This window comes from Methylibium sp., assembly GCF_031393925.1.
GTDB lineage: Bacteria > Pseudomonadota > Gammaproteobacteria > Burkholderiales > Burkholderiaceae_C > Methylibium.
Genome location: NZ_JANMWL010000085.1, coordinates 1 through 19,945 on the forward strand (window position 1 = coordinate 1; position 19,945 = coordinate 19,945).

The 19,945-nt window shown below is 71.7% G+C and carries 13 protein-coding genes and 1 pseudogene; 10 read left to right on the forward strand and 4 right to left on the reverse strand.

Going from position 1 to position 19,945, the window contains the following annotated elements; all coding sequences use genetic code 11:
• Positions 1–184 (reverse strand): annotated as a pseudogene (locus RMO12_RS05285) (hypothetical protein); the annotation flags it as partial.
• Positions 185–341: 157 nt separating this feature from the next.
• On the opposite strand from RMO12_RS05285, the gene RMO12_RS05290 reads away from it, so the two are divergent.
• The 3 genes from RMO12_RS05290 to RMO12_RS05300 all read left to right on the forward strand — a co-directional run bounded on the left by RMO12_RS05290 (position 342) and on the right by RMO12_RS05300 (position 3,121).
• Complete coding sequence (locus tag RMO12_RS05290; protein WP_309638484.1) at positions 342–1,259, forward strand: MerR family transcriptional regulator; 918 nt, start codon at positions 342–344, stop codon at positions 1,257–1,259.
• 128 nt (positions 1,260–1,387) lie between these two features.
• Positions 1,388–2,269 (forward strand): ferritin-like domain-containing protein, encoded by an 882-nt coding sequence (locus RMO12_RS05295; RefSeq protein ID WP_309638485.1) that lies wholly within the window; start codon positions 1,388–1,390, stop codon positions 2,267–2,269.
• 372 nt (positions 2,270–2,641) lie between these two features.
• A complete protein-coding gene (locus tag RMO12_RS05300; RefSeq protein WP_309638486.1) occupies positions 2,642–3,121 on the forward strand; it encodes an adenylyltransferase/cytidyltransferase family protein in 480 nt (159 codons plus the stop codon).
• Here the strand turns inward: RMO12_RS05300 and rrtA are convergent.
• Positions 3,082–3,717 carry a rhombosortase gene (gene rrtA, locus RMO12_RS05305; protein ID WP_309638487.1) on the reverse strand — a complete coding sequence of 212 codons (636 nt, stop codon included), beginning with the start codon at positions 3,715–3,717 and terminating at the stop codon, positions 3,082–3,084. The genes RMO12_RS05300 and rrtA overlap by 40 nt on opposite strands.
• Positions 3,718–3,828: 111 nt before the next feature.
• Positions 3,829–6,642, reverse strand: coding sequence for a bifunctional [glutamate--ammonia ligase]-adenylyl-L-tyrosine phosphorylase/[glutamate--ammonia-ligase] adenylyltransferase (gene glnE / locus RMO12_RS05310; protein WP_309638488.1), 2,814 nt, complete (start codon positions 6,640–6,642; stop codon positions 3,829–3,831).
• A 192-nt stretch (positions 6,643–6,834) separates the two neighbouring features.
• Here glnE and RMO12_RS05315 point away from each other — a divergent pair, with 192 nt between their 5' ends.
• Both RMO12_RS05315 and RMO12_RS05320 read left to right on the forward strand, forming a co-directional pair.
• Positions 6,835–11,418, forward strand: coding sequence for an AsmA-like C-terminal region-containing protein (locus RMO12_RS05315; protein WP_309638489.1), 4,584 nt, complete (start codon positions 6,835–6,837; stop codon positions 11,416–11,418).
• Positions 11,415–12,242, forward strand: coding sequence for a carbon-nitrogen hydrolase family protein (locus RMO12_RS05320; protein WP_309638490.1), 828 nt, complete (start codon positions 11,415–11,417; stop codon positions 12,240–12,242). The genes RMO12_RS05315 and RMO12_RS05320 overlap by 4 nt, the downstream gene beginning before the upstream one ends.
• Positions 12,243–12,255: 13 nt before the next feature.
• Here RMO12_RS05320 and RMO12_RS05325 read toward each other — a convergent pair whose 3' ends face one another.
• Positions 12,256–13,464, reverse strand: a complete 1,209-nt coding sequence (locus RMO12_RS05325; RefSeq protein WP_309625574.1) for an FAD-dependent monooxygenase — start codon at positions 13,462–13,464, stop codon at positions 12,256–12,258.
• Positions 13,465–13,576: 112 nt separating this feature from the next.
• Here RMO12_RS05325 and RMO12_RS05330 point away from each other — a divergent pair, with 112 nt between their 5' ends.
• The 5 genes from RMO12_RS05330 (at position 13,577) to RMO12_RS05350 (ending at position 19,860) form a co-directional block, all read left to right on the forward strand.
• Positions 13,577–14,614, forward strand: coding sequence for an SPFH domain-containing protein (locus RMO12_RS05330; protein ID WP_309625575.1), 1,038 nt, complete (start codon positions 13,577–13,579; stop codon positions 14,612–14,614).
• An 80-nt stretch (positions 14,615–14,694) separates the two neighbouring features.
• Positions 14,695–16,350, forward strand: a complete 1,656-nt coding sequence (locus RMO12_RS05335; protein WP_309638491.1) for a DUF4178 domain-containing protein — start codon at positions 14,695–14,697, stop codon at positions 16,348–16,350.
• 45 nt (positions 16,351–16,395) lie between these two features.
• On the forward strand, positions 16,396–16,617 hold the full coding sequence (locus tag RMO12_RS05340) for a DUF350 domain-containing protein (protein WP_405029623.1): 222 nt from the start codon (positions 16,396–16,398) through the stop codon (positions 16,615–16,617).
• 10 nt (positions 16,618–16,627) lie between these two features.
• On the forward strand, positions 16,628–18,196 hold the full coding sequence (locus RMO12_RS05345; RefSeq protein WP_309638492.1) for a polyamine aminopropyltransferase: 1,569 nt from the start codon (positions 16,628–16,630) through the stop codon (positions 18,194–18,196).
• Positions 18,193–19,860 carry an FAD-dependent oxidoreductase gene (locus tag RMO12_RS05350; RefSeq protein WP_309638493.1) on the forward strand — a complete coding sequence of 556 codons (1,668 nt, stop codon included), beginning with the start codon at positions 18,193–18,195 and terminating at the stop codon, positions 19,858–19,860. Before RMO12_RS05345 ends, RMO12_RS05350 begins: the two co-directional genes overlap by 4 nt.
• Positions 19,861–19,945 lie beyond the last annotated feature (85 nt).

The following is a 19,945-nucleotide window of genomic DNA, read 5'->3' on the forward strand; positions in this document are numbered from 1 at the left end:
CGGCGTACTGGCACAGGTCCTGCGGTTTTTCGTCTTGCAGGCGCGCGAAGCTGCGGTCAAGCAGCGCGCTGCAGGCGGCCTGCGCGGTGGGCGCCAACGACATCAAGGCGGCCAAGCCCAGGGCCTTTGCGACCGTGGCGATCGGGTGCGCTTGCGCGTGTTCGAGGTCAGCGGAAGTTCGCATTGAAGTCCTATGTTTGTCCTGGGCATTCAATTTAATTAAGCCTATATTAGTCAGAACAAGCGAAAATTTCAACAAATTGTCCAAGACAAATTATCCTGCTTCGATTTTGGCCCATCCAACCCTGAATGTGCCGGTGAGTGAGGCTGCTTCGCCGTCGATGCGACCCATTACGCTGTCCATCGCGGCCGTCGAGCGCAACACGGGCCTCTCCAAGGACACCTTGCGCGTTTGGGAGCGGCGCTATGGCTTCCCGACGCCTGGGCGCGACGCCCTGGCCGAGCGTGCCTACCCGCTCGACCAGGTGGAAAAGCTGCGCGTCATCAAGCGTCTGATGGACGCCGGCCACCGGCCCGGTCGAATCGTGCCGCAGCCGCTCGAAGAACTGCTGGGCCTGTGCGAGCACAGCCTGGGCGCCACGAATGGCGCTGGCGCCGTGATCGCGGCGCCCGACCTGCGGCTGTATATCGACCTGGTGCGTGCTCATGATGTCCAGGGGCTGCGTCGCCAGTTGCTGAGCGCGCAACTACGGCTCGGCCTGGGGCGCTTCGTGATTGAAGTCTTGTCACCCCTCAATACGCTGGTCGGCGACACCTGGATGCGCGGCCACCTCGAGATCTTCGAGGAGCATCTCTACACCGAGCAAATCCACGCGGCGCTGCGCAATGCGCTCAACGGCATGCCCGCGCCCGAGGCAGCCAGTCGGCCGCGCGTACTGCTCACCACCTTTCCGAACGAGCCGCATTCGATCGGCCTGCTGATGGCCGAGGTGCTGCTGGCGCTCGAAGGCTGCCGGTGCGTGAGCCTGGGGACGCAGACCCCGGTCTGGGACATCGTGCTGGCGGCGACGGCGCAGTGTGCCGACATCGTGGCGTTGAGCTTCACCTCGGTACTGACTCCGGCGACGGTGACCGAAGGCCTGGCCGAGCTGCGCGACAAGCTGCCGCGGGGGGTCGAGGTCTGGGCCGGCGGCGCGGCGCCGGTGCTGCACCGCCGCCCGACCCCTGGCGTGCGGGCGCTCGACTCGCTCACGCGCATCGCTGCCGAAGCGCAGCGTTGGCGGTCCGAGCGCGTTTAGGGTTGCCCGGCGCCGGGCCGGCCGCATCCAGACCGACGCCCCCCGCGTAGGGGGTTCAAAAGAGGTCATGGTGCGTGCTTGTCATGGGCGACCCCTAGAATCACCAGAGCCTCAACGAGGGCCATCACATGCTTTATCCGGAACTCTTCAAACAGCTCGAAGCGGTGCGTTGGAACATGGACACGGACATTCCGTGGAGCCAGTTCGACACCACACTGCTCTCCGAGGAGCAGGCGCAGACGGTCAAGATGAACGCCATCACCGAGTGGGCGGCGCTGCCGGCCACTGAAATGTTCTTGCGCGACAACCGCGACGACAGCGATTTCTCGGCGTTCATGAGCGTGTGGTTCTTCGAAGAGCAGAAGCATTCGTTGGTACTGATGGAATACCTTCGGCGCTTTCGGCCTGACTTCGTGCCCACGGAGGCCGAGCTGCACGAAGTGCGCTTCGAGTTCGACCCGGCGCCGGCGCTGGAGACGCTGATGCTGCATTTTTGTGGCGAGATCCGCCTGAACCACTGGTACCGGCGCGCCGCCGAATGGCACACCGAGCCGGTCATCAAGGCGATTTACGAAACACTGGCACGCGACGAAGCACGCCACGGCGGCGCCTACCTGCGCTACATGAAGCGCGCCATGCACAAGTTCGGCGACGAGGCCCGGGCCGCGTTCGCCAAGGTCGGCGTGCTCATGGCGAGTGCGCGACGCACCGCGCAGGCGCTGCACCCGACCAACCTGCACGTGAACCAGGCGCTGTTTCCGCGCGACACCATCCAGTCGCGCGTGCCCGACCCCGAGTGGCTCGAACAGTGGCTCGACACGCAGATCCAGTTCGACAGCGTGTGGGAAAGCAAGGTCGTCGAGCGCATCCTGCACAACATGAGCCTGCTGATGGAGCGCAGCTTCGCGAGCGTTCAGGAGCTCAACCGCTTTCGCAAGGAAATGACCGCCCGCGTCGCCGCCACTGCCGCCAAGGCGGCGGGCGGCACGGCAGGCCCGCAACCGGCGTGAACTAACCCACTCGCGCGCCACCCCGGCGCACCGACGGCCCGCGATCGCGGGCCGTTTTCATTGGCGCATCCGACACATGAACGGGCCCGGCGCGCACGCCGACTGGCAGGGCGTCGCGCGCCTGGCGAGCGAGGCGACCCTCGGCCTGGGCGGCCTGGTCGCGCGCAGCGCCTTGCGCCAGGCCACCGATGCCGGCCAGGCGTGGCCGCGGCGCACAGGCTGGTGTCCTGGGCACGCCGCGCCATTGGCGCACCGCTCGAGCGCGGTCGCCACTGCGCAGACCTCCTGCTCGAGCAGAGCCGCTGGCCCCGTCGCGAGCTTGGCGCGGCTGCGCAGCGCTGCCATCCCAGGCGCCCGCGCGACAATCCAGCGATGGATCTACCGGCCTTCTACGACAAGCTCTGCGTGCGCGACATGCTGCACCAACGCCTGGCCACGCTCGAGCGCCCGCTGGTGTTCACCAACGGCGTGTTCGACCTGCTGCACCGCGGCCATGTCACCTACCTGGCGCAGGCGCGCGCGCTCGGCGCAAGCCTGGTGATCGGCCTCAACAGCGACGCTTCGGCGCGTGGTCTCGGCAAGGGACCCGATCGGCCGCTCAACGGCGAGGCCGACCGCGCCGTGGTGCTGGCGTCGCTCGAGAGCGTGAGCCTGGTGACCTTGTTCGACGAGCCCACGCCGGTTGCGCTGCTGGCGCTGGTGCGCGCCGACCTCTACGTCAAGGGCGGCGACTACGACATGGAAACGCTCGCCGAGACGGCGCTGGTGCGCGGTTGGGGCGGCCGCGCGCTGGCGATCCCTTTCGTAGACGGCTACTCCACCACGTCGCTGGTGCGCCGCATCCGCGACTGACGAAGCAGCGCCCAGGCGAGCAGCGCACCGGCCACCGCGCCGCTGGCGTGCGCGAGCGGCGCCACCGCGATGTCCCAGCCGTCTGGATACGAGAGCGGGCCACGCCACGCCGCCTCGCCGAGCAGCTTGAGCGTGAGCACCGCGGCAATTGCCGCGCCGAGCCGCCGCTCGGCGCGAACCGCGCGGCGCAGCAGCGCCACCGCCACCACGGCCAGGCCCGCATGCAGCACGCCCGACAGGCCACCATAGCTCGTGAGCGCGGGTTGCAACAGCAAGCCCAGGTAGGTGAGCGGCCAGGCCAGCGACCAGGCCAACGCGGCCCGCGGTGGCACGCGCGCAGCCACGCCGAGCGCCACGACGAGCAGCGCGCCGGCCAGGTTGGCCAGCAGGTGCAGCCGGCTCAGATGCACCCAGGCCGCGCTCCACCAGCGCCACGGCTCGCTGCTCCAGAGCGTGGGCTGCCAGTCCAGCACGCGCGCCGCACCGGCCTGACCCGCCGCTAACAGGCTGGGCAGCACGAGCAGCACGCCAACCAGGCACCAGAGCGCGGTGCCGTGGCGTTGCGCCGGTGTGCCGGGAAACGCGAGAGGAGTCATCGCGGTGGCACCACGGCCGCGCCGCAGCGCGCAGGCGCGGTGACGCCTGCAAGGCCCGCTTGCTTGACCGACGACGGCGCCGCCGATGCGCCGCGCCCGTGCCGCGGGACCTCAGCCAAAGACGCCGCGCGTGAGCGAGCACACCGCGGCGCGCTCGCGCTCGAATGCCGCGTCATCGAACTGCGTCGGCGCCTCGTCGAGGCGGGCGCGGTGCTGGACACGGCGCAGCTCGCGGTAGGCGTCGGCCGCCGCGCTGCCGACGCCCGCCGGCAGCAAGCCGGCTTGTTCGGCCAGCCGCAGCAGCGCGATGTTGCCGAGGTCTTCTTGCAGCGCCGGGTGCGCGGCGCTGTGCGCGAGCACCAGCGCCTGCACCGCGAACTCCACGTCCATCATGCCGCCCTCGCCGTGCTTCACGTCGAAGTGCAACGTGCCGTCGCGGCCGCGCCGCGGATGCGCGGCACGCACGCGCTCGCGCATCGTGCGCACCTCGGCGAGCAGCAGCGCAGCATCACGTGGCGCGGCCAGCACGGCGCGGCGCACCGCCTCGACGCGCGGCGCGAGCGACGGCTCACCGGCGCACCAGCGCGCCCGCGTGATCGCCTGGTGCTCCCAGGTCCAGGCGGTGTTGCTGCCGCGCTGGCCCTGGTAGCGCTCGAAGGCGGTGATGGACGTGACCAGCAGCCCCGAGTTGCCGTTGGGCCGCAGCGCGGTGTCGATGTCGAACAGCTCGCCGGCCGCGGTGCGCAAGGTCAACCAGGTGATGAGCTTTCTGGTGAAGGCGGCATAGACCTCGGCGGCGCGGTCGGTGTCGGGTTCGTCGGCGTCGTCGAACAGGAACACCACGTCGAGGTCGGAGCCGTAGCCGAGTTCCTTGCCGCCGAGCTTGCCGTAGGCGACCACGGCGAAGCGCGGGTCGTCGCGGTGGCGCTGCTTCAAATGCTGCCAGGCCCAGCGGATGGTGCAGTCGAGCGTGGCGTCGGCCAGCGCCGACAGGTCGTCGGCCACCTGCTCGACCGTCAACTGGCCTTCGACGTCGCGCACCAGGGTGCGAAACACCTCGGCGTGGTGGGCGCGGCGCAGAGTGTCGAGCAGCGACTCCTCGTCGGCCTGGCCGCCGCGCGTCCAGGCGCTGTGGCGCTCGTTCAGCTCGCGCAGGTAGGCGCTGCGCTCGAAGCGGCCCTGCAGCGCGCGCACGTCGGCCAACTCGTCGATCACGCCGGGGTGGCGCATCAGGTAGTGCATCGGCCAGCGCGCCAGGCCGAGCAGGCCGAGCAGGCGCACCAGCACCTCGCCGCGTTCGACCAGCAGCGCGAGGTAGTTCTCGCGGCGCAGCAGCGGCTCGAGCCAGTCGATGAAGCGCAGCACGGGCACGTAGCGCGCTTGGACGTCCTTCGATGCGGCCTCGCCGAGCTGCCCGTCGTCGACCGCCTTGACAGCGCGCCCGATCAGGCGCGCCAGCCGCAGCTTGGTTTCGTCGCGCAGCAGCGCGACCTTGGGTGCGGCGCAGAAGGTTTGCACGCGCGTGGCGACCGCCGAGGGCAGCGCCTCGATGAAGGCGGCGCTGTCGACCGGCTGGGGCAGGCCGCCGCAGTTCTTGCAGCCGCCGGCACCCGGCGCGGGGGTGCGGCCGTCATGCAGCAGGGCGTCGAACTCGGTCGCGACGAACTCGCGGTGGGCACCGAGCGTGTCGAGCAGCTCGCAGGTGTCGGCGTCGCACACCAGTTGCATCGACGCCGCCAGCCACGCGAGGTCGGCGTCGTCGGTCGGCAGCAAATGCGTCTGCTGGTCGTCGAGGTACTGGATGCGGTGTTCGAGCCGGCGCAGGAAGCGGTAGGCCTCGCCGAGCCGCCCGGCGGTGGCGGGCTTCATCAGGCCGACGGCGGCCAGTCGCTCAAGCGCAGTGAGTGTCGAGCGTGAGCGCAGCTCCGGGAACTGCCCGCCGCGCACCACCTGCAGCAGCTGCACGATGAACTCGATCTCGCGGATGCCGCCGCGCGAGAGCTTCACGTCGTTGGCCCGCTCGGGTCGCCCGGCCGCGCGCCGGGCCGCCTCGTCGCGGATCTTGCGGTGCAGTTGGCGCAGGCCTTCGAACACGCCGTAGTCGAGGTAGCGCCTGAACACGAACGGCACCACCACGTCGCGCAGCGCCAGCGACGCGGGGCTGCCCAGCGCTGCGGCCGGCGCGACGATGCGGCTCTTGAGCCAGGCGAAGCGTTCCCATTCGCGGCCCTGCACGAGAAAGTATTCCTCCAGCATCGCCAGGCTCACCACCGGCGGGCCGGAGTTGCCGTTGGGCCGCAGCGCGAGGTCGACGCGAAACACCTGGCCGTCGTCGGTGGTCTCGCCGATCAGCGCGTAGAGCGTGCGCGCCACCTGGCTGAAATATTCGTGGTTGCTCAGCACACCGTGGCTGCCACCGCCGGCCGTGGCGCCGTCTTCGTCGTAGACGTAGATCAGGTCGATGTCGGACGAGACATTGAGTTCGCGCCCGCCGAGCTTGCCCATGCCCAGCACCCAGAAGGCCGCGCGGGCGCCGTCGGGCTTGAGCGGTGCGCCGTGGCGCGCATCCTGCTCGGCCAGCGCTTGCGTCAGCGCATGCTCGAGCGAGCGCTCGGCCAGCAAGGTCATCGTGCCTACCACCGTCGCCAGCGGCGCCCGGGCCTGCACGTCGAGCACCGCGAGCCGCTCGATCACCAACTGGCGTGTCACGCGCAAGGCCGCGGGCAGCGGCCGCCCGCCCGCCAGCAAGGCGTCGAGCACCGCATCGATCGCCTCGCGCGACGGTGCGCCAGCCGCCAACAGGTGCAGCTCGCCCGCGTAACGCCGCCGGACCCGCTGCACGAAGCGCGAGTGTCCGGCGGATGCGTCACCGGCCGTGGCCGTGGCGTGGGCCTTGTTCACGGTTGCTGCGCGCAGGGAACCCATCGCGGTGGCCTGGGGTCTGTACCAAGCTCGGGCGCGCTTAGGATGCCGGGCGGCGAAGCGGCCGGCCCGCACGGCGAGCGTCGTGCATGGCCGCAACGCGGGCGCGATCGTCCCGTGCCGACTCTTCTTGCTCCGATGCTGCCCATCCCGCCTCCAGACCCTGCTGCCGCTCCTGCGGACCGCGCCCTTGCCGTGAGTCGCCGGCCTTGGCACGCTGCCGGTCTGGCGACGCTGCGCTGGCTGGTGATCGGCGCGCTCGTCGCCTTAGGCATCGTGATGACGGCGTGGCTCGCTCTCCGCTGGGCGATTCTGCCGCGTATCGATCAGTGGCGCCCCCAGGTGGAGATGCGCCTCAGCGGCGCTTTGGGCCTGCGTGTGCAGATCGGCACGATTCGCGTCGGCGACGGCGGCCGCGGCCTGCGCCTGGACGGCGCGGTCGAGCTGCGCGACGTGGTGCTGCACGAGCCCGACCGCGGCGACGGTGCCGCGCCGCGCGAGGCACTGCGGCTGCCGCTGGTGCGCGCGGTGCTTTCGCCCGGCTCGCTGCTGCCCGGCTGGGACGGTCGTTGGCAACTGCGCTTCGCACAGCTCGTCATCGACGGGCCGCGCCTGGAGGCGCGACGCGACGCCCAGGGCCGCATCTTCGTGGCCGGCGTGGCCATCGAGCCGGGCACCGGCGGTGAAGGCGGGGGCGGCGCCGACTGGTTCTTCAGCCAGCCCGAGTTCGTCATCCGCGCCGGCACGCTGAGCTGGAGCGATGCACTGCGGCCGGCCGCGCCGGTGGTCCTTACCGACGTCGACCTGGTGGCACGCAACGGCGTGAGGGCCCACGCGCTGCGCCTGGATGCCACGCCGCCGCCCGCCTGGGGCCAACGTTTCTCGTTGCGAGGCCGCTTCACGCAAGCCCTGCTGGCCGACGCCGAGGCCCGCGCCGACGGCGCGGTGTTGGCGCGCGCGGGTGATTGGCGCCGCTGGCGCGGCAGCGTCTATGCCGAGCTGCCCGCGCTCGACCTCGCGGCCCTGCGCGGCGCGCTCGAACTGCCGTTCGGCGTGAGCCAGGGGCACGGCGCGCTGCGCGCCTGGCTCGACGTGAGCGACGCGCGCTGGACCGCGCTCACCGCCGACCTGGCGCTGCGCGAGGTGTCGCTGCAGCCCTCCGGCGACCTGCAGCCGCTGGCCTTTGCACGCATCGACGGGCGGCTCGCCGGGCGCGTCGGCACCACCACCGCCACCGGCAGCGCGGGGGTGCCGGCCGCCGGCTTTGGCCCGGCGCCCCTCGAGGCGCCGGGCGGCGAGATCGAAGCGCGGCGCTTTAGCTTCGTCACCGCCGACGGCATGGACTGGCCGGCCGACGACGTGAGCCTGCGCTGGCGGCTCGACGCGAACGGCGCGCTGGCCGGCGGCGAATTGCGCTCGCCGCGGCTCGACCTGGCGCTGTTGGCGCGGATTGCGAGCCGCCTGCCCGCGCCCTGGGTCGGCGCCGGTCTACAGGACCACATCGCCAGCCTGGCGCCGCAGGGCATTGCCAGCGCGGTCGAGGCGCGCTGGGAAGGCCCGCTCGAAGCGCCCTCGCGTTTTCTTGTCAAGGCGCGCGTGCGCGGGCTGGCGCTGGCGGCGCAGCCGGTGGGTGACGCGGCTGCGGCTGCCGTGCCCGTGCTCGCCGCCGCCGTGCCCGCGTCTGCTGCCGCCTCCGCCGCCTACAAGGCGGCATCCGCCAACGCCCCCGTGCCTAAAGCCGTGCTCGCAGCCGTGCCCGCGTCTGCCTCCGCTTCCAGCGCATACAAGGCGGCATCCGCCAACGCCCCCGCGCTCAAACCCGTGCTTGCCGCCGTGCCCGCCAACACGCCGCTGGCCGGCCCGGGCCGCCCTGGTGTGCAGGGCGCCGACGTCGACCTGAGCGCCACCGAAGCCGGCGGCGAGGCGCTGGTTGCCCTGCGCGACGGCGCGCTCGAGTTCCCCGGCGTGTTCGAGCTGCCGCGCGTGCCGCTCGAGCGACTGGACACCCGCCTGGTGTGGCGCATCGATGCCGGCCGCGATGGCGCGCCCTCGCGCATCGAGCTGCGCGCGCGCGATGCGCGCCTGGCCAACGCCGATGCGCGGGCCAGCTTCGATGCGCAGTGGTCCAGCGGCGCTGCCCTGCCCGACGGCAGCGGGCGCTTTCCCGGCGTGCTCAATCTCAGCGGCCAGCTGGTGCAGGCCGATGCCACGCGCGTGGCGCGCTACCTGCCGCTCGCGCTGGGCAGTCCGGTGCGCAGGTACGTCGAGCGCGCGGTGCAGGGCGGGCAGGCGCGCACGGTCGACTTCAAGGTGCGCGGCGACCTGCGCGGCTTTCCGTTCGCGTCGGCGCCGGGCGAGTTCCGCATCGCCGCCCAGCTTGAAGGCGTGCGCTTCGCCTACCTCCCCGGCGACCCCGACTGGAACCAGCCCGGCGCCGCGCTCGACGCGCACCCTCCCTGGCCGGCGTTCGCCGACGTGAAGGGCGAGCTGGTGTTCGACAAGCGCTCGATGGAGTTGCGCAACCTGCAGGCGCGGTTGCCAACCGTGGGCAGCGGCGCCTTGCAGTTCACGCGCATCCGCGGCGGCATCCGCAACCTGTCGGACCAGGCCTCGCTCAGCGTCGAAGGCAGCGGCCGCGGCCCGCTCGACGACGCGCTGCGCTTCGTCAATGCCACACCGGTCGGCGGCTGGATCGACGGCGCGCTGACCAAGGCCTCGGCACCCGGCACCCACCAGGCGCCGATTGATCTGCAACTGGCGCTGGACATTCCGCTCGGCGGCGAGGGCAAGGGCACGCGCGTGCGCGGCCAGCTGCTGCTGGCCGGCAACGACCTGCGGCTGCGGCCGGACGTGCCACTGCTCGCCGACGCCAAGGCCCGCATCAGCTTTGGCGATGACAGTTTCGCGCTCGAGGCGGGCAGCGCCCGCGCGCTCGGCGGCGAACTCGGCATTGACGGCGCTCGCCAGGGCGACGGCAGCCTGCGCTTCACCCTGCAGGGCAGCGCCAGCGCCGACGGCCTGCGGCGCACCCCCGAGCTGGGCGCTCTGGCGCGCGCCGCCACGCACCTCGGCGGCCAGACCGCGTATCGCCTGGCGCTCGGCGTGGTGCGCGGCCAGCTCGAATGGCAGCTCACCAGCAGCCTGGTCGGCCTGTCGTCCGACCTGCCGGTGCCGCTGGGCAAGACCGCGGCACAAAGCCTGCCGCTGCGCGTGCAGGCGAGCCTGTTGCCGGAGTCGGCCGGCAACGCTGCACTGCCGCGCGACCAGTTGCGCCTGGAGCTCGGCGCTGAAGGCGCTCGCGTGGTGGACGCGCAGTGGCAGCGTGAACTGGCGCCGCAGGGCCCACGCGTGCTGCGCGGCGGCGTCGGCGTGCATGAGCCGGCGCCGCAGCCACCCGACGGCGTGAGCGCCGCGCTTACGCTGGCGCAACTGGACCTCGACGCCTGGCAGGATGTCCTGGCCGCCGGCCCGGCGGGCGGCGCGGCTGCCGATGCTGGCGCTGGCGGCGCGGTAGCCGCCGGTTACGCGCCCACCACGCTGGCGCTGCGTGCGCAAGAGCTGAGCGTCGGCGGGCGCAAGCTCTCGCGGCTGGTGGCCGGCGTTTCGCGCGGCATCGGCATCGGGGGCGAGGCCGGCGTGTGGCGGCTCAACCTCGACGCTGCCGAACTCAGCGGCTACGGCGAATACCGCCCCGCGGTCCAGCGCTCGGGCGACGCTGCCGGGCGCGTCTACGCGCGGCTGTCGCGGCTGTCGCTGCCCGAGGGCGAAGACGACGCGGTGAGCGTGCTGCTCGACCAGGCGTCGCCGAGCAGCGTGCCGGCGCTCGACATCGTGGTCGAGGATTTCGAGCTGCGCGGCAAGCGCCTGGGCCGCCTGGAGATCGAGGCGCAGAACCGCGAAAGCGAGTCCGTACCCGGCCGCGACGCTGCCGCGCGCGAATCGACCAGCCGCGACGCCGCCGGGCGCGAATGGCGCCTGAGCAAGTTTCGTCTCGACATGCCCGAGGCGCAGTTCAGCGCTATCGGCCAGTGGCTGCCCGGCTCGACGGCCGGTGCGCGTCGGCGGGCGCTGCTCGACTTCAAGCTCGAGGTCGCCGACGGCGGCGCCCTGCTCGCACGGCTCGGCCAGGGCGAGGTGCTGCGCGGCGCCAAGGGTCGCCTCACCGGCCGGTTGAACTGGCTCGGCTCGCCGCTCGAGATCGACTACCCGAGCCTCTCCGGCACCGTCAACGTGGCACTCGACCGCGGCCAGTTCCTCAAGGCCGACCCCGGCATCGCCAAGTTGCTGGGTGTGCTGAGCCTGCAGGCGCTGCCGCGCCGCCTGTTGCTCGACTTTCGCGACGTGTTCCAGGAAGGCTTCGCGTTCGACAGCGTCGGGGGCGACGTGAACATCGCCAGCGGCGTGGCGAGCACGCGCAACCTGCGCATGCGCGGCGTGCAGGCGGTGGTGCTCATGGAAGGCAGCGCCGACATCGAGCGCGAGACACAGGACCTGCGCGTGTGGGTGGTGCCGGAGATCAACACGGGCACGGCTTCGCTGGCGTTCGCGGCCATCAACCCGGCGCTCGGCATCGGTGCCTTCGTCGCACAATGGTTGCTGCGCCGCCCGATCGGCGAAGCCGGCACGCGAGAGTTCCATGTCACCGGGCCGTGGGCCGCCCCCAAGGTCGAGCGCATCGAGCGCAAGCTGCGCGACCCCGTGCCTTCGCTCGACGAGCCGGCGTCGGCGCCTGCGACGGCAGCATCCGCACCGTTCTCACCCCAGGAGTCAGCGCCGTGAAGATCGCCGCCGTGCAGATGCTTTCCACGCCGCGCGTGGCCGACAACCTGGCGCGCGCCGCCGCCTTGATCGCCGAGGCGGCCGCGACCGGGGCCGAGCTGGTGGCGCTGCCCGAGTACTTTTGCCTGATGGGCGAGCGCGACACCGACAAGCTCGCGCACGCCGAAGCGCCCGGCGACGGGCCGATCCAGGCGATGCTGGCGGCGAGCGCGCGCGCCAACGGCGTGTGGCTGGTGGGCGGCACCTTGCCATTGCGGGTCGACGGCCGCACCGAGCGCGCGCACAACGCGAGCCTGGTGTTCGCGCCCGACGGCACGCTGGCGGCCCGCTACGACAAGATCCACCTGTTTCGCTTCGACGACGGCGAGCGGCGCTACGACGAGGCCGCCACGCTCGACGCCGGCAGCAAGCCGGTGGCCCTCACCTTGCACGACCGCTCGGGCGGTGCCTGGCGGGTCGGCCTGTCGATCTGCTACGACCTGCGATTCCCCGAGCTGTACCGCGCGCTCGCCGAGCCGCCCTGCGACCTGCTGCTGGTGCCTTCGGCCTTTACTTACCCGACCGGGCAGGCGCACTGGGAGCTGCTGCTGCGCGCGCGCGCGGTCGAGAACCAGTGCTTCGTGCTCGCGCCGGCCCAGGGCGGACGGCACGAGAACGGCCGTCGCACCTGGGGCCACACGATGGCCGTCGGGCCGTGGGGCGAGGTGCTCGCGGTGCGCGAGGCCGATGGCGAAGGTGTGGTGCTGGCCGAGCTGGATGCCGGGCGGATTGCACAGGTGCGCGCGCAACTGCCGGCCTTGTCGCACCGCGTGCTGCCCCACTGAGCAGCGTGGCGCCTCAGCGCCAGCCGAACATCATCTGCCTTGCCAGCAAGCGCTTGGCCGGCGCGAGCCGCTGCAGCGCCGCGAGGCCCAGGCCGCGCGCGCTGGCCAGGCCGGGCAGCCGCCAGGTGAAGCTGCGCGCGAGGAAATCGGTCGCGGCGATGAGCGCCCAGCGGTCGGGTGCGCGCTGCCACTCGACTTTGGACAAGGCCTTGGCAATGTCAGGCTCGCGCTGCAAGGCCGTGACCAGCGCGTGCGCGTCGCGCAGGCCCAGATTGAGGCCCTGGCCGGCCACCGGGTGCAGCGTCTGCGCGGCGTTGCCGATGCGCACCGTGCGGCCGTCGACCAAGGTGCGCTCGGCGTTGAGGCCGAGTGCAAAGTGCTTCAGCGGCGTGATCGCCGTCAAGCGCCCGACGCTCGGGTGGAACACGTGGTTGAGCACCGCCAGGCGCTGCGCGTCGTCGAGATCGCGCACCGGGTCGTCGCCGGCCTGCACGCACCACACCAGCGCGGCGCGCGCCGCGCCGTCCTGGGCCGGCAGCGGCAACAGCGCGGCCGGGCCCTGGGGCGTGAAGCGCTCGTAAGCGGTGCCGGCGTGCGCCGGGTCGGCATCGGTGAGCGTCACCTGGCCGACCCATGCGGTCTGGCCGTAGTCATGCGCGAGGGCCTTGCGCGCCTGCGTGGCGAACACGCCGCCTTCGGCCACCACCGCCAGGTCGAAGCGCTCGGCGACGGCGCAATCGACCTCGACGCCGCCGCTCACCTGTTTGATGGCCGCCACCGGGCTGGCAAAGCGCGCCGCCAGGCGCTCGGGTTCGCGCGCCACTGCTTCGAGCCAGGCGGCCTGCAGCGGCCCCACCAGCGCACCATGGCTCACCACCGCGCCGAGCTGCTCGACGCCGCACTCGGCCGCCGTGAGCAGCAGTTCGGCCTGCGGCAGGCGCAGCAGCTCGGGCAGCAAGGCCGGCTGCTGCTGCGAGACATGCACCGCGCGGATCGGCGTGCTGGCCGGCGCGATGTCCGCCCATACGCCCAGGCGCTCGAACTCATGGACGCTGCCGAGCGAGAGCGCCAAGGTGCGCGGGTCGCGCACGCTGTCCTGCTCGGCGGGCCGTGCATCGAACACGGTGATGCGCGCTTCGGGCAGGGCGCGCGCAGCCTGCAGCGCCAGCGCCAGGCCCACCGGGCCGGCGCCAACCACGGCGAGCGAGAGGTCGGTCGTCATCGAGTGCCTTTCAACGCCGCCCGAGTGCCCTGCGAAGGACCGTGCGGCATGCCTTGCGATCTATCATCTTGACGCCAATTGTGTTCGCACCCACACGTCCCGAGGAGGCCCCATGGCGCTGATGGATTTCATCAAGAAACAGTTCATCGACATCATCGAGTGGGTGGAGGAAGGCGACGCCACCCTGGCTTGGCGTTACCCGGTCGCCGACCGCGAAATCCAGTACGGTGGCTCGCTCACGGTGCGCGAGTCGCAGCTGGCGGTGTTCGTCAACGAAGGCAAGGTGGCCGACGTGTTCGGCCCCGGCATGCACCGGCTCACCACGCAGACGCTGCCGGTGCTCACCTACCTGAAGAACTGGGACAAGCTGTTCGAGTCGCCGTTCAAGAGCGACGTGTATTTCTTCAGCACGCGCCAGCAGATCGACCAGCGCTGGGGCACGACGCAGCCGGTGACCATCCGCGACAAGGATTTCGGCGCGGTGCGCCTGCGCGCCTTCGGCAATTACGCCTACCGCGTGGTCGACCCGAAGCTGTTCCACACCGAAATCTCCGGCACGCGCGAGCGCTACACCGCCGCCGATCTCGACGGCCAGTTGCGCGCACTGATGCTGCAGCACATCTCGGATGCGGTGGCCTCGAGCGGCGTGCCGTTCCTGGACCTGGCCGCCAACCAGGTCGAGTTCGCGCAACAGCTCGCCACCGCGGCGGCGCCGGCCTTCGAGAAGATCGGCCTGAGGCTCGAGGGCGTGACGGTGCAGAACGTCTCGCTGCCCGAGGAGCTGCAGAAGGTTCTCGACCAGAAGATCGGCATGGGCATGGTCGGCGGCGACATGGGCAGGTTCATGCAGTACCAGACGGCGCAGGCAATACCGAAGTTCGCCGAGGGTGGCGGCCAAGGTAGCGGTATTGCGGGCGACGCCATGGGCCTGGGGGCCGGCGTCGCGCTCGGCCAGGTGCTGGCGCAGAACCTGTCACAAGGCTTGCAGGGAGCCGCCCAGCCGGGGGCAGCCCCGGCCGCCCCCGCGGCGCTCGCACCCGACCAGGTGATGGCGACGATCGAAAAGCTTGCCGAGCTCAAGGCCAAGGGCATCCTCACCGACGAGGAGTTCACGGCCAAGAAGGCCGAGCTGCTCGAGAAGCTGGTCTGAGCGCGATGAGCCGCCTCTACTCCCTCTCCTTTTGGGAGCGGGTCGGGGTGAGCACCAGGGCCTCGGCAAGCGCCTGAGCCTTGGCCACCGACGCCCCCTCACCGCAGCGCGCCTACCGCGCCGCCTGCCCGAACTGCGGCGCCACGGTCGAGTTCCGCTCGGCCGCGTCGGCGCTCGCGGTGTGCGGTTTTTGCCGCAGCACCCTGCTGCGTGAAGGCGAGGCGCTGCGCCGCATCGGCCAGAGCGCCGAACTGTTCGACGACCACAGCCCCTTGCAGCTCGGCGCGAGCGGGCGCTGGCAGGGCGCCGGCTTTACGCTGGTCGGGCGGCTGCAGTGGCGCTACGCGGGCGGCAGCTGGAACGAATGGCACGCGCTGTTCGAGGCCGGCAAGTCCGGCTGGCTGAGTGAGGACAACGGCGGCTACGTCATCAGCTTCGACGCGCCGACGCCCGCCGACGTGCCGCCCGCCGAGACGCTGCGCGTCGGTGCGCAGCACCTCATCGATCGCCAGGCCTGGTCGGTGGCGAGCGTCACCACCGCGAGCATCGGCGCGGCCGAAGGCGAACTGCCGCGCGTGCCCGATCTGCAGCGCGAACACCGCGTCGCCGAGCTGCGCAATGCCGGCGACGAGGTGGCGAGCATCGACTACGGCCCCGGCTTGCAAGGCAGCGAAGGCGGCGATGAGCGCGCGCACGGCAATGGCCGGGCGCCGCGCTGGAGCGTCGGCCGCGGCCTGCAGTTGGCCACGCTCGCACTCACCGGCCTGCGCGACGCCAGTGCGCGCGACCTGGTCGGCCAGAGCCTCGCGTGCCCGAGCTGCGGCGCTGCGCTCGCGGTGCAGTTGAGCAGCACGCTCTCCATCGTCTGCCAGCAATGCCATGCGGTGGTCGACGTGTCCCAGGGTGTCGGCGCCGCGCTGGCGCATTACGCGCAGGACACGCCCGGCGTGGCCGGCGGCGAGCCGCTCATCCCCCTTGGGCAGAGCGGCACGCTCGCGCTCGGCGCGACTGATGCGCTGCCCTGGCAGGTGGTCGGCTACGTGGAGCGCTGCACCCTGCCCGAGCCGGGCGAGGACGACGAGCAGAGCTTCTGGCGCGAGTACCTGCTCTACCACCGCACGGCGGGCTTCGCCTTCCTCGTCGATGCCGAAGACGGCTGGAGCTGGGTGCGGCCGACGACGGGTGCGCCTCGCGCTGGTTCCAACGAGGGTGACGGCGTGCGCTGGCAAGGCGCGCACTACCGCGAGCTCGACCGCTACACCGGCCAGATCACCTACGTGCTCGGCGAGTTCTACTGGCGGCTCGAGCGCGGCCAGCGCACCCTCAACACCGACTACCAGGGCCCCGGCGGCAAGCGTCTGAACCGCGAGCAGACGGGCGCGGGCGCCAACGCCGAGCTCACCTGGTCGGCCGGCGCCGCGCTCGATGCCAAGGCACTGATGCGAGCCTTCAAGCTCGACGCCGCCTTGCAACCGGCGCTGCAGCGCGACGTGGGCCCGGTGGCCGGGGGCGGCGCCGGCGCGCTGGCGGCCATCGCCTTGTTCCTGCTCATCGTGGTGCTGCTGTTTTCGCTGGTGCGCTGCAGCCGCGATGATTGCGACCAGTTCAAGCGCAGCTATGGCGCGGCCAGCAACGAGTACCAGCAATGCGCGCGCGCCAGTGGCGGCGTCGGCGGCGTGCGCGGCTACGGCGGGTCTTATGGTGGCTTTTCCACCGGGGGCGGCGGGCACAAGTAGCCGCCAGCGACGACTTTTTTCTTCAAGCAAGGAGCGCTCACCATGATCGGCATCGAATGGCTCAAACCCGGCGTGTTCTTCGGCTCGATGCTCTACGCGCTGATCGGCGTGGCGGTGTTCTGGGTGTGCTTCCTGATCGTCGACAAGCTCACGCCCTACGACCTGTGGTCCGAGCTCGTCGAGAAGCGCAACACGGCGCTGGCGATCGTGGTGGGCGCGATGTGCCTGGCGATCGGGCTCATCGTGGCGGCGGCCATCCACGGGTGACCCCGCCCTCGTGAGCGCGAACCAGGGCGCGCCGAGCGCCACCCGCGTGCGACCGGCCGAGGTCGCGCTGCTCGCCTCGGTGTTCGTGGTGGCGGCCTGCGGGTTGGTCTACGAGCTGGTGGCCGGCGCGCTAGCGAGCTACCTGCTCGGCGACTCGGTGCTGCAGTTCTCCACCGTGATCGGCACCTATCTGTTCGCCATGGGCATCGGCTCGTGGCTGTCGCGCCATGTCGAGCGGCAATTGGTGGCGAACTTCCTGCGCATCGAACTGCTGGTCGGTTTGATCGGCGGGCTGATGCCGGCGGCGCTGTTCGTGGCGCACGGCTTTTTGCCGGTGGGCGCCAGCGCGCCGTTTCGCGTGCTGCTCTACGCGCTGGTAATGGCGATCGGCGTGTTGGTCGGGCTCGAGATACCGCTGGTGATGCGCATCCTCAAGCGCCAGTTCCGCGAGCGCTATGCGCTCAAAGACCTGGTTTCGCAGGTGCTCACCTTCGACTACCTCGGCGCGCTCGCGGTGTCGGTCGCGTTTCCCTTGCTGCTGGTGCCGCAGCTCGGCCTGGTGCGCACGGGCCTCGCTTTCGGGCTGCTCAATGCGGCGGTGGCGGTATGGGCGCTGTGGCTGTTTCGCGCCGAGCTGCGCGCCTGGCGCGCGCACGCGCTGGCCTGCGCTGCGGTGTTCGGGGTACTGGTCGCGGCCTTTGCCGGCGCCGACCGGCTGACGAGCTGGTCCGAGGACCGCTTCTATGGCGACACCATCGTCTTCAGCCACACCTCGCCCTACCAGCGCCTGGTCGTGACCGCGGGCAGCGCGGGCGTGCGCCTGTTCCTCAACGGCAACCTGCAGTTCCACTCGCGTGACGAATACCGCTATCACGAGGCGCTGGTGCATCCGGTGATGGCCGCGCACGGCGCGCCCAAACGCGTGCTGGTGCTCGGCGGCGGCGACGGCATGGCGGTGCGCGAGGTGCTCCGGCATCCCTCCGTCGAGCACATCACCCTGGTCGAACTCGACCCGGCGATGACGCAGCTTTTTTCCACCGAGCCGCTGCTGACCAGACTCAACGGCCATGCGCTCGCTTCCCCCAAGCTCAGCATCGTCAACGAGGACGCGTTTGGCTGGCTCGATCGCCACGACGAGATGTTCGACGTGATCGTGGTCGACTTCCCCGACCCGAGCAACCACGCCATCGGCAAGCTCTACACGACCAGCTTCTATGCGCTGCTGGCGCGCCACCTCGCGGCCTCCGGTTATGCCGCCGTGCAGACCACCTCGCCGCTGGTGGCGCGCAAGAGTTTCTGGACGGTGGTGGCCACGCTCGAGGCGGCCGGGCTCACGACCGCGCCCTATCACGCCCATGTGCCGAGCTTCGGCGAATGGGGCTTCGTGATCGCGAGTGGGCGGCCCTTTGCGATGCCGCGCACCCTGCCCGAGGGCCTGCGCTTCCTGAGCGTGAGCGGCCTGCCGGCGCTGTTTCACTTTCCGCCCGACATGGCCCGCGTGCCGGCCGAGCCCAACCGCCTGAGCACGCAGGTGCTGGTGCAGACCTTCGAGGAAGAATGGGGCCGCTTTCACCAATGATCGACCGCCAGCGGCGCACGCTGCTGGCCGGCGCTGCGGCGCTCACGGCGCTGCCCTGGCTGGTCGGCTGCGAGCGCGCCGCGGCGCCGATCGCGGGCGGCTGGTTCGGCGCGGATGCCGAGCGCGGCCATGCGTTGCGCGACGGCCGCTGGACGCGCCCGACCTCGTCACCGGTGCTTGCCGACGCGGGCCCGACACGGCGTTGCGCGGTGGCCATCGTCGGCGGCGGCATCGCCGGGCTCGCGGCGGCGCACGCGCTGCGGCGGGCGGGGGTCGACGACTTGCGCTTGTTCGAGCTGGAAGACGCCTGCGGCGGCAACGCCCGCGGCCATCAGATGGGCGGCATGCGCTGTCCGCTGGGCGCCCACTACCTGCCGCTGCCCGGCCCCGAGGCGCGCGAGTTGGCCGAGTGGCTGCATGAGATAGGCGTCGCGCGCAGCGAGCTGGGCCGCACCGTGTTCGACGAGCGCCACCTCTGCCACGCGCCGCAGGAGCGCGTGTTCGTATCCGCCGCGCAGGCGGGCGCGCCGGCAGCGGGCCGCTGGCACGAGGGCCTGCTGCCGCTGGCCGACGCGAGCGCCGACACGCTGGCGCAACTGCGGCGCTTCGCGGCCGAGGTGAAGGCGCTGCAATCGGAGCTCAGCTTCGCGGTGCCCACCTTGCGCAGCCGCTGGAGCGCCGGCCTCGCAGCGCTCGACGCGCAGAGCTTTGCGGTCTGGCTCGGGGCGCGCGGCTACACCGACACCACGCTGCGCGCCTACCTCGACTACTGCTGCCGCGACGACTACGGCGCCGGCCCCGGCTTGGTCTCGGCCTGGGCCGGGGTCCACTACTTCGCCAGCCGCCACGGCTTCCACGCCCCGGGCGACGAGGCACCGGGTGAGGCGCGCGACGCCGTGCTGACCTGGCCCGAGGGCAATGCCTTCCTCGCCGAGCGGCTGGCGGGGGGCCTGGGCGAGAGGGCGCTGCCTGCGAGGGTGGCGACGCGCATTTCGCCGTCTCGCCACGAGGTCGCGCTGGAGATCTGGAACGCCCGCGCCGCGCAGCCCGAGCGCTGGGTCGCGCAGCACGTGATCGTGTGCGTGCCGCTGTTCATCGCGGCGCGGCTGATCGACGCACCGCCGGCCGCGCTCGCGGACCTGGCGCCGCGCCTGGCCTACGCGCCCTGGCTGGTGAGCAACCTGTTGCTGCGCGAGCCGCTGCTCGACCGCCCCGGCCCCGCGCCGGCCTGGGACAACGTGATCTCAGGCAGCCCGGCGCTCGGCTACGTGGACGCCATGCACCAGGGCCTGCGCCCGGTTGCGGGCTCGACGGTGCTGACGCACTACTGGGCGCTTGGCGGCCAGACGCTCGCCGAGCTGCAGGCGCAGCGCGCGCGGTTGCTGAATGCGCCGTGGAGCGCCTGGCGCGACGCCGTGCTTGTCGATCTGGCCCGCGCCCACCCGGACTTGCCGGGCAAGGTCGAACGCGTGGACGCGACGCGCTACGGCCACGCGATGCTGCTGCCCACGCCATGCCTGCGCGGCGACCCGGCGCTGGCGGCCTTGGCCACGCCCCAGGGCCGGCTGCACTTTGCCCATGCCGACCTGTCGGCGCATTCGGTGTTCGAGGAGGCGTTCACGCGCGGAGTGCTGGCAGGCCAGGCCGTGGCGCTGGCGTTGTGAGCGCAGGCCGCAGGCCGGTCATGCGATGCGCTTTCATTTCGTATGCGACGGGCGGTCTGCAACCGGATCGTCGGCAACTTTCGGC

What these genes read in the sequence shown, in the direction of transcription:
- RMO12_RS05290 (WP_309638484.1), top strand. Translation starts at nt 342, where the DNA reads ATGCGACCCATTACGCTGTCCATCGCGGCCGTCGAGCGCAACACGGGC.
- RMO12_RS05295 (WP_309638485.1), top strand. Translation starts at nt 1,388, where the DNA reads ATGCTTTATCCGGAACTCTTCAAACAGCTCGAAGCGGTGCGTTGGAAC.
- RMO12_RS05300 (WP_309638486.1), top strand. Translation starts at nt 2,642, where the DNA reads ATGGATCTACCGGCCTTCTACGACAAGCTCTGCGTGCGCGACATGCTG.
- rrtA (WP_309638487.1), bottom strand. Translation starts at nt 3,717, where the DNA reads ATGACTCCTCTCGCGTTTCCCGGCACACCGGCGCAACGCCACGGCACC.
- glnE (WP_309638488.1), bottom strand. Translation starts at nt 6,642, where the DNA reads ATGGGTTCCCTGCGCGCAGCAACCGTGAACAAGGCCCACGCCACGGCC.
- RMO12_RS05325 (WP_309625574.1), bottom strand. Translation starts at nt 13,464, where the DNA reads ATGACGACCGACCTCTCGCTCGCCGTGGTTGGCGCCGGCCCGGTGGGC.
- RMO12_RS05330 (WP_309625575.1), top strand. Translation starts at nt 13,577, where the DNA reads ATGGCGCTGATGGATTTCATCAAGAAACAGTTCATCGACATCATCGAG.
- RMO12_RS05350 (WP_309638493.1), top strand. Translation starts at nt 18,193, where the DNA reads ATGATCGACCGCCAGCGGCGCACGCTGCTGGCCGGCGCTGCGGCGCTC.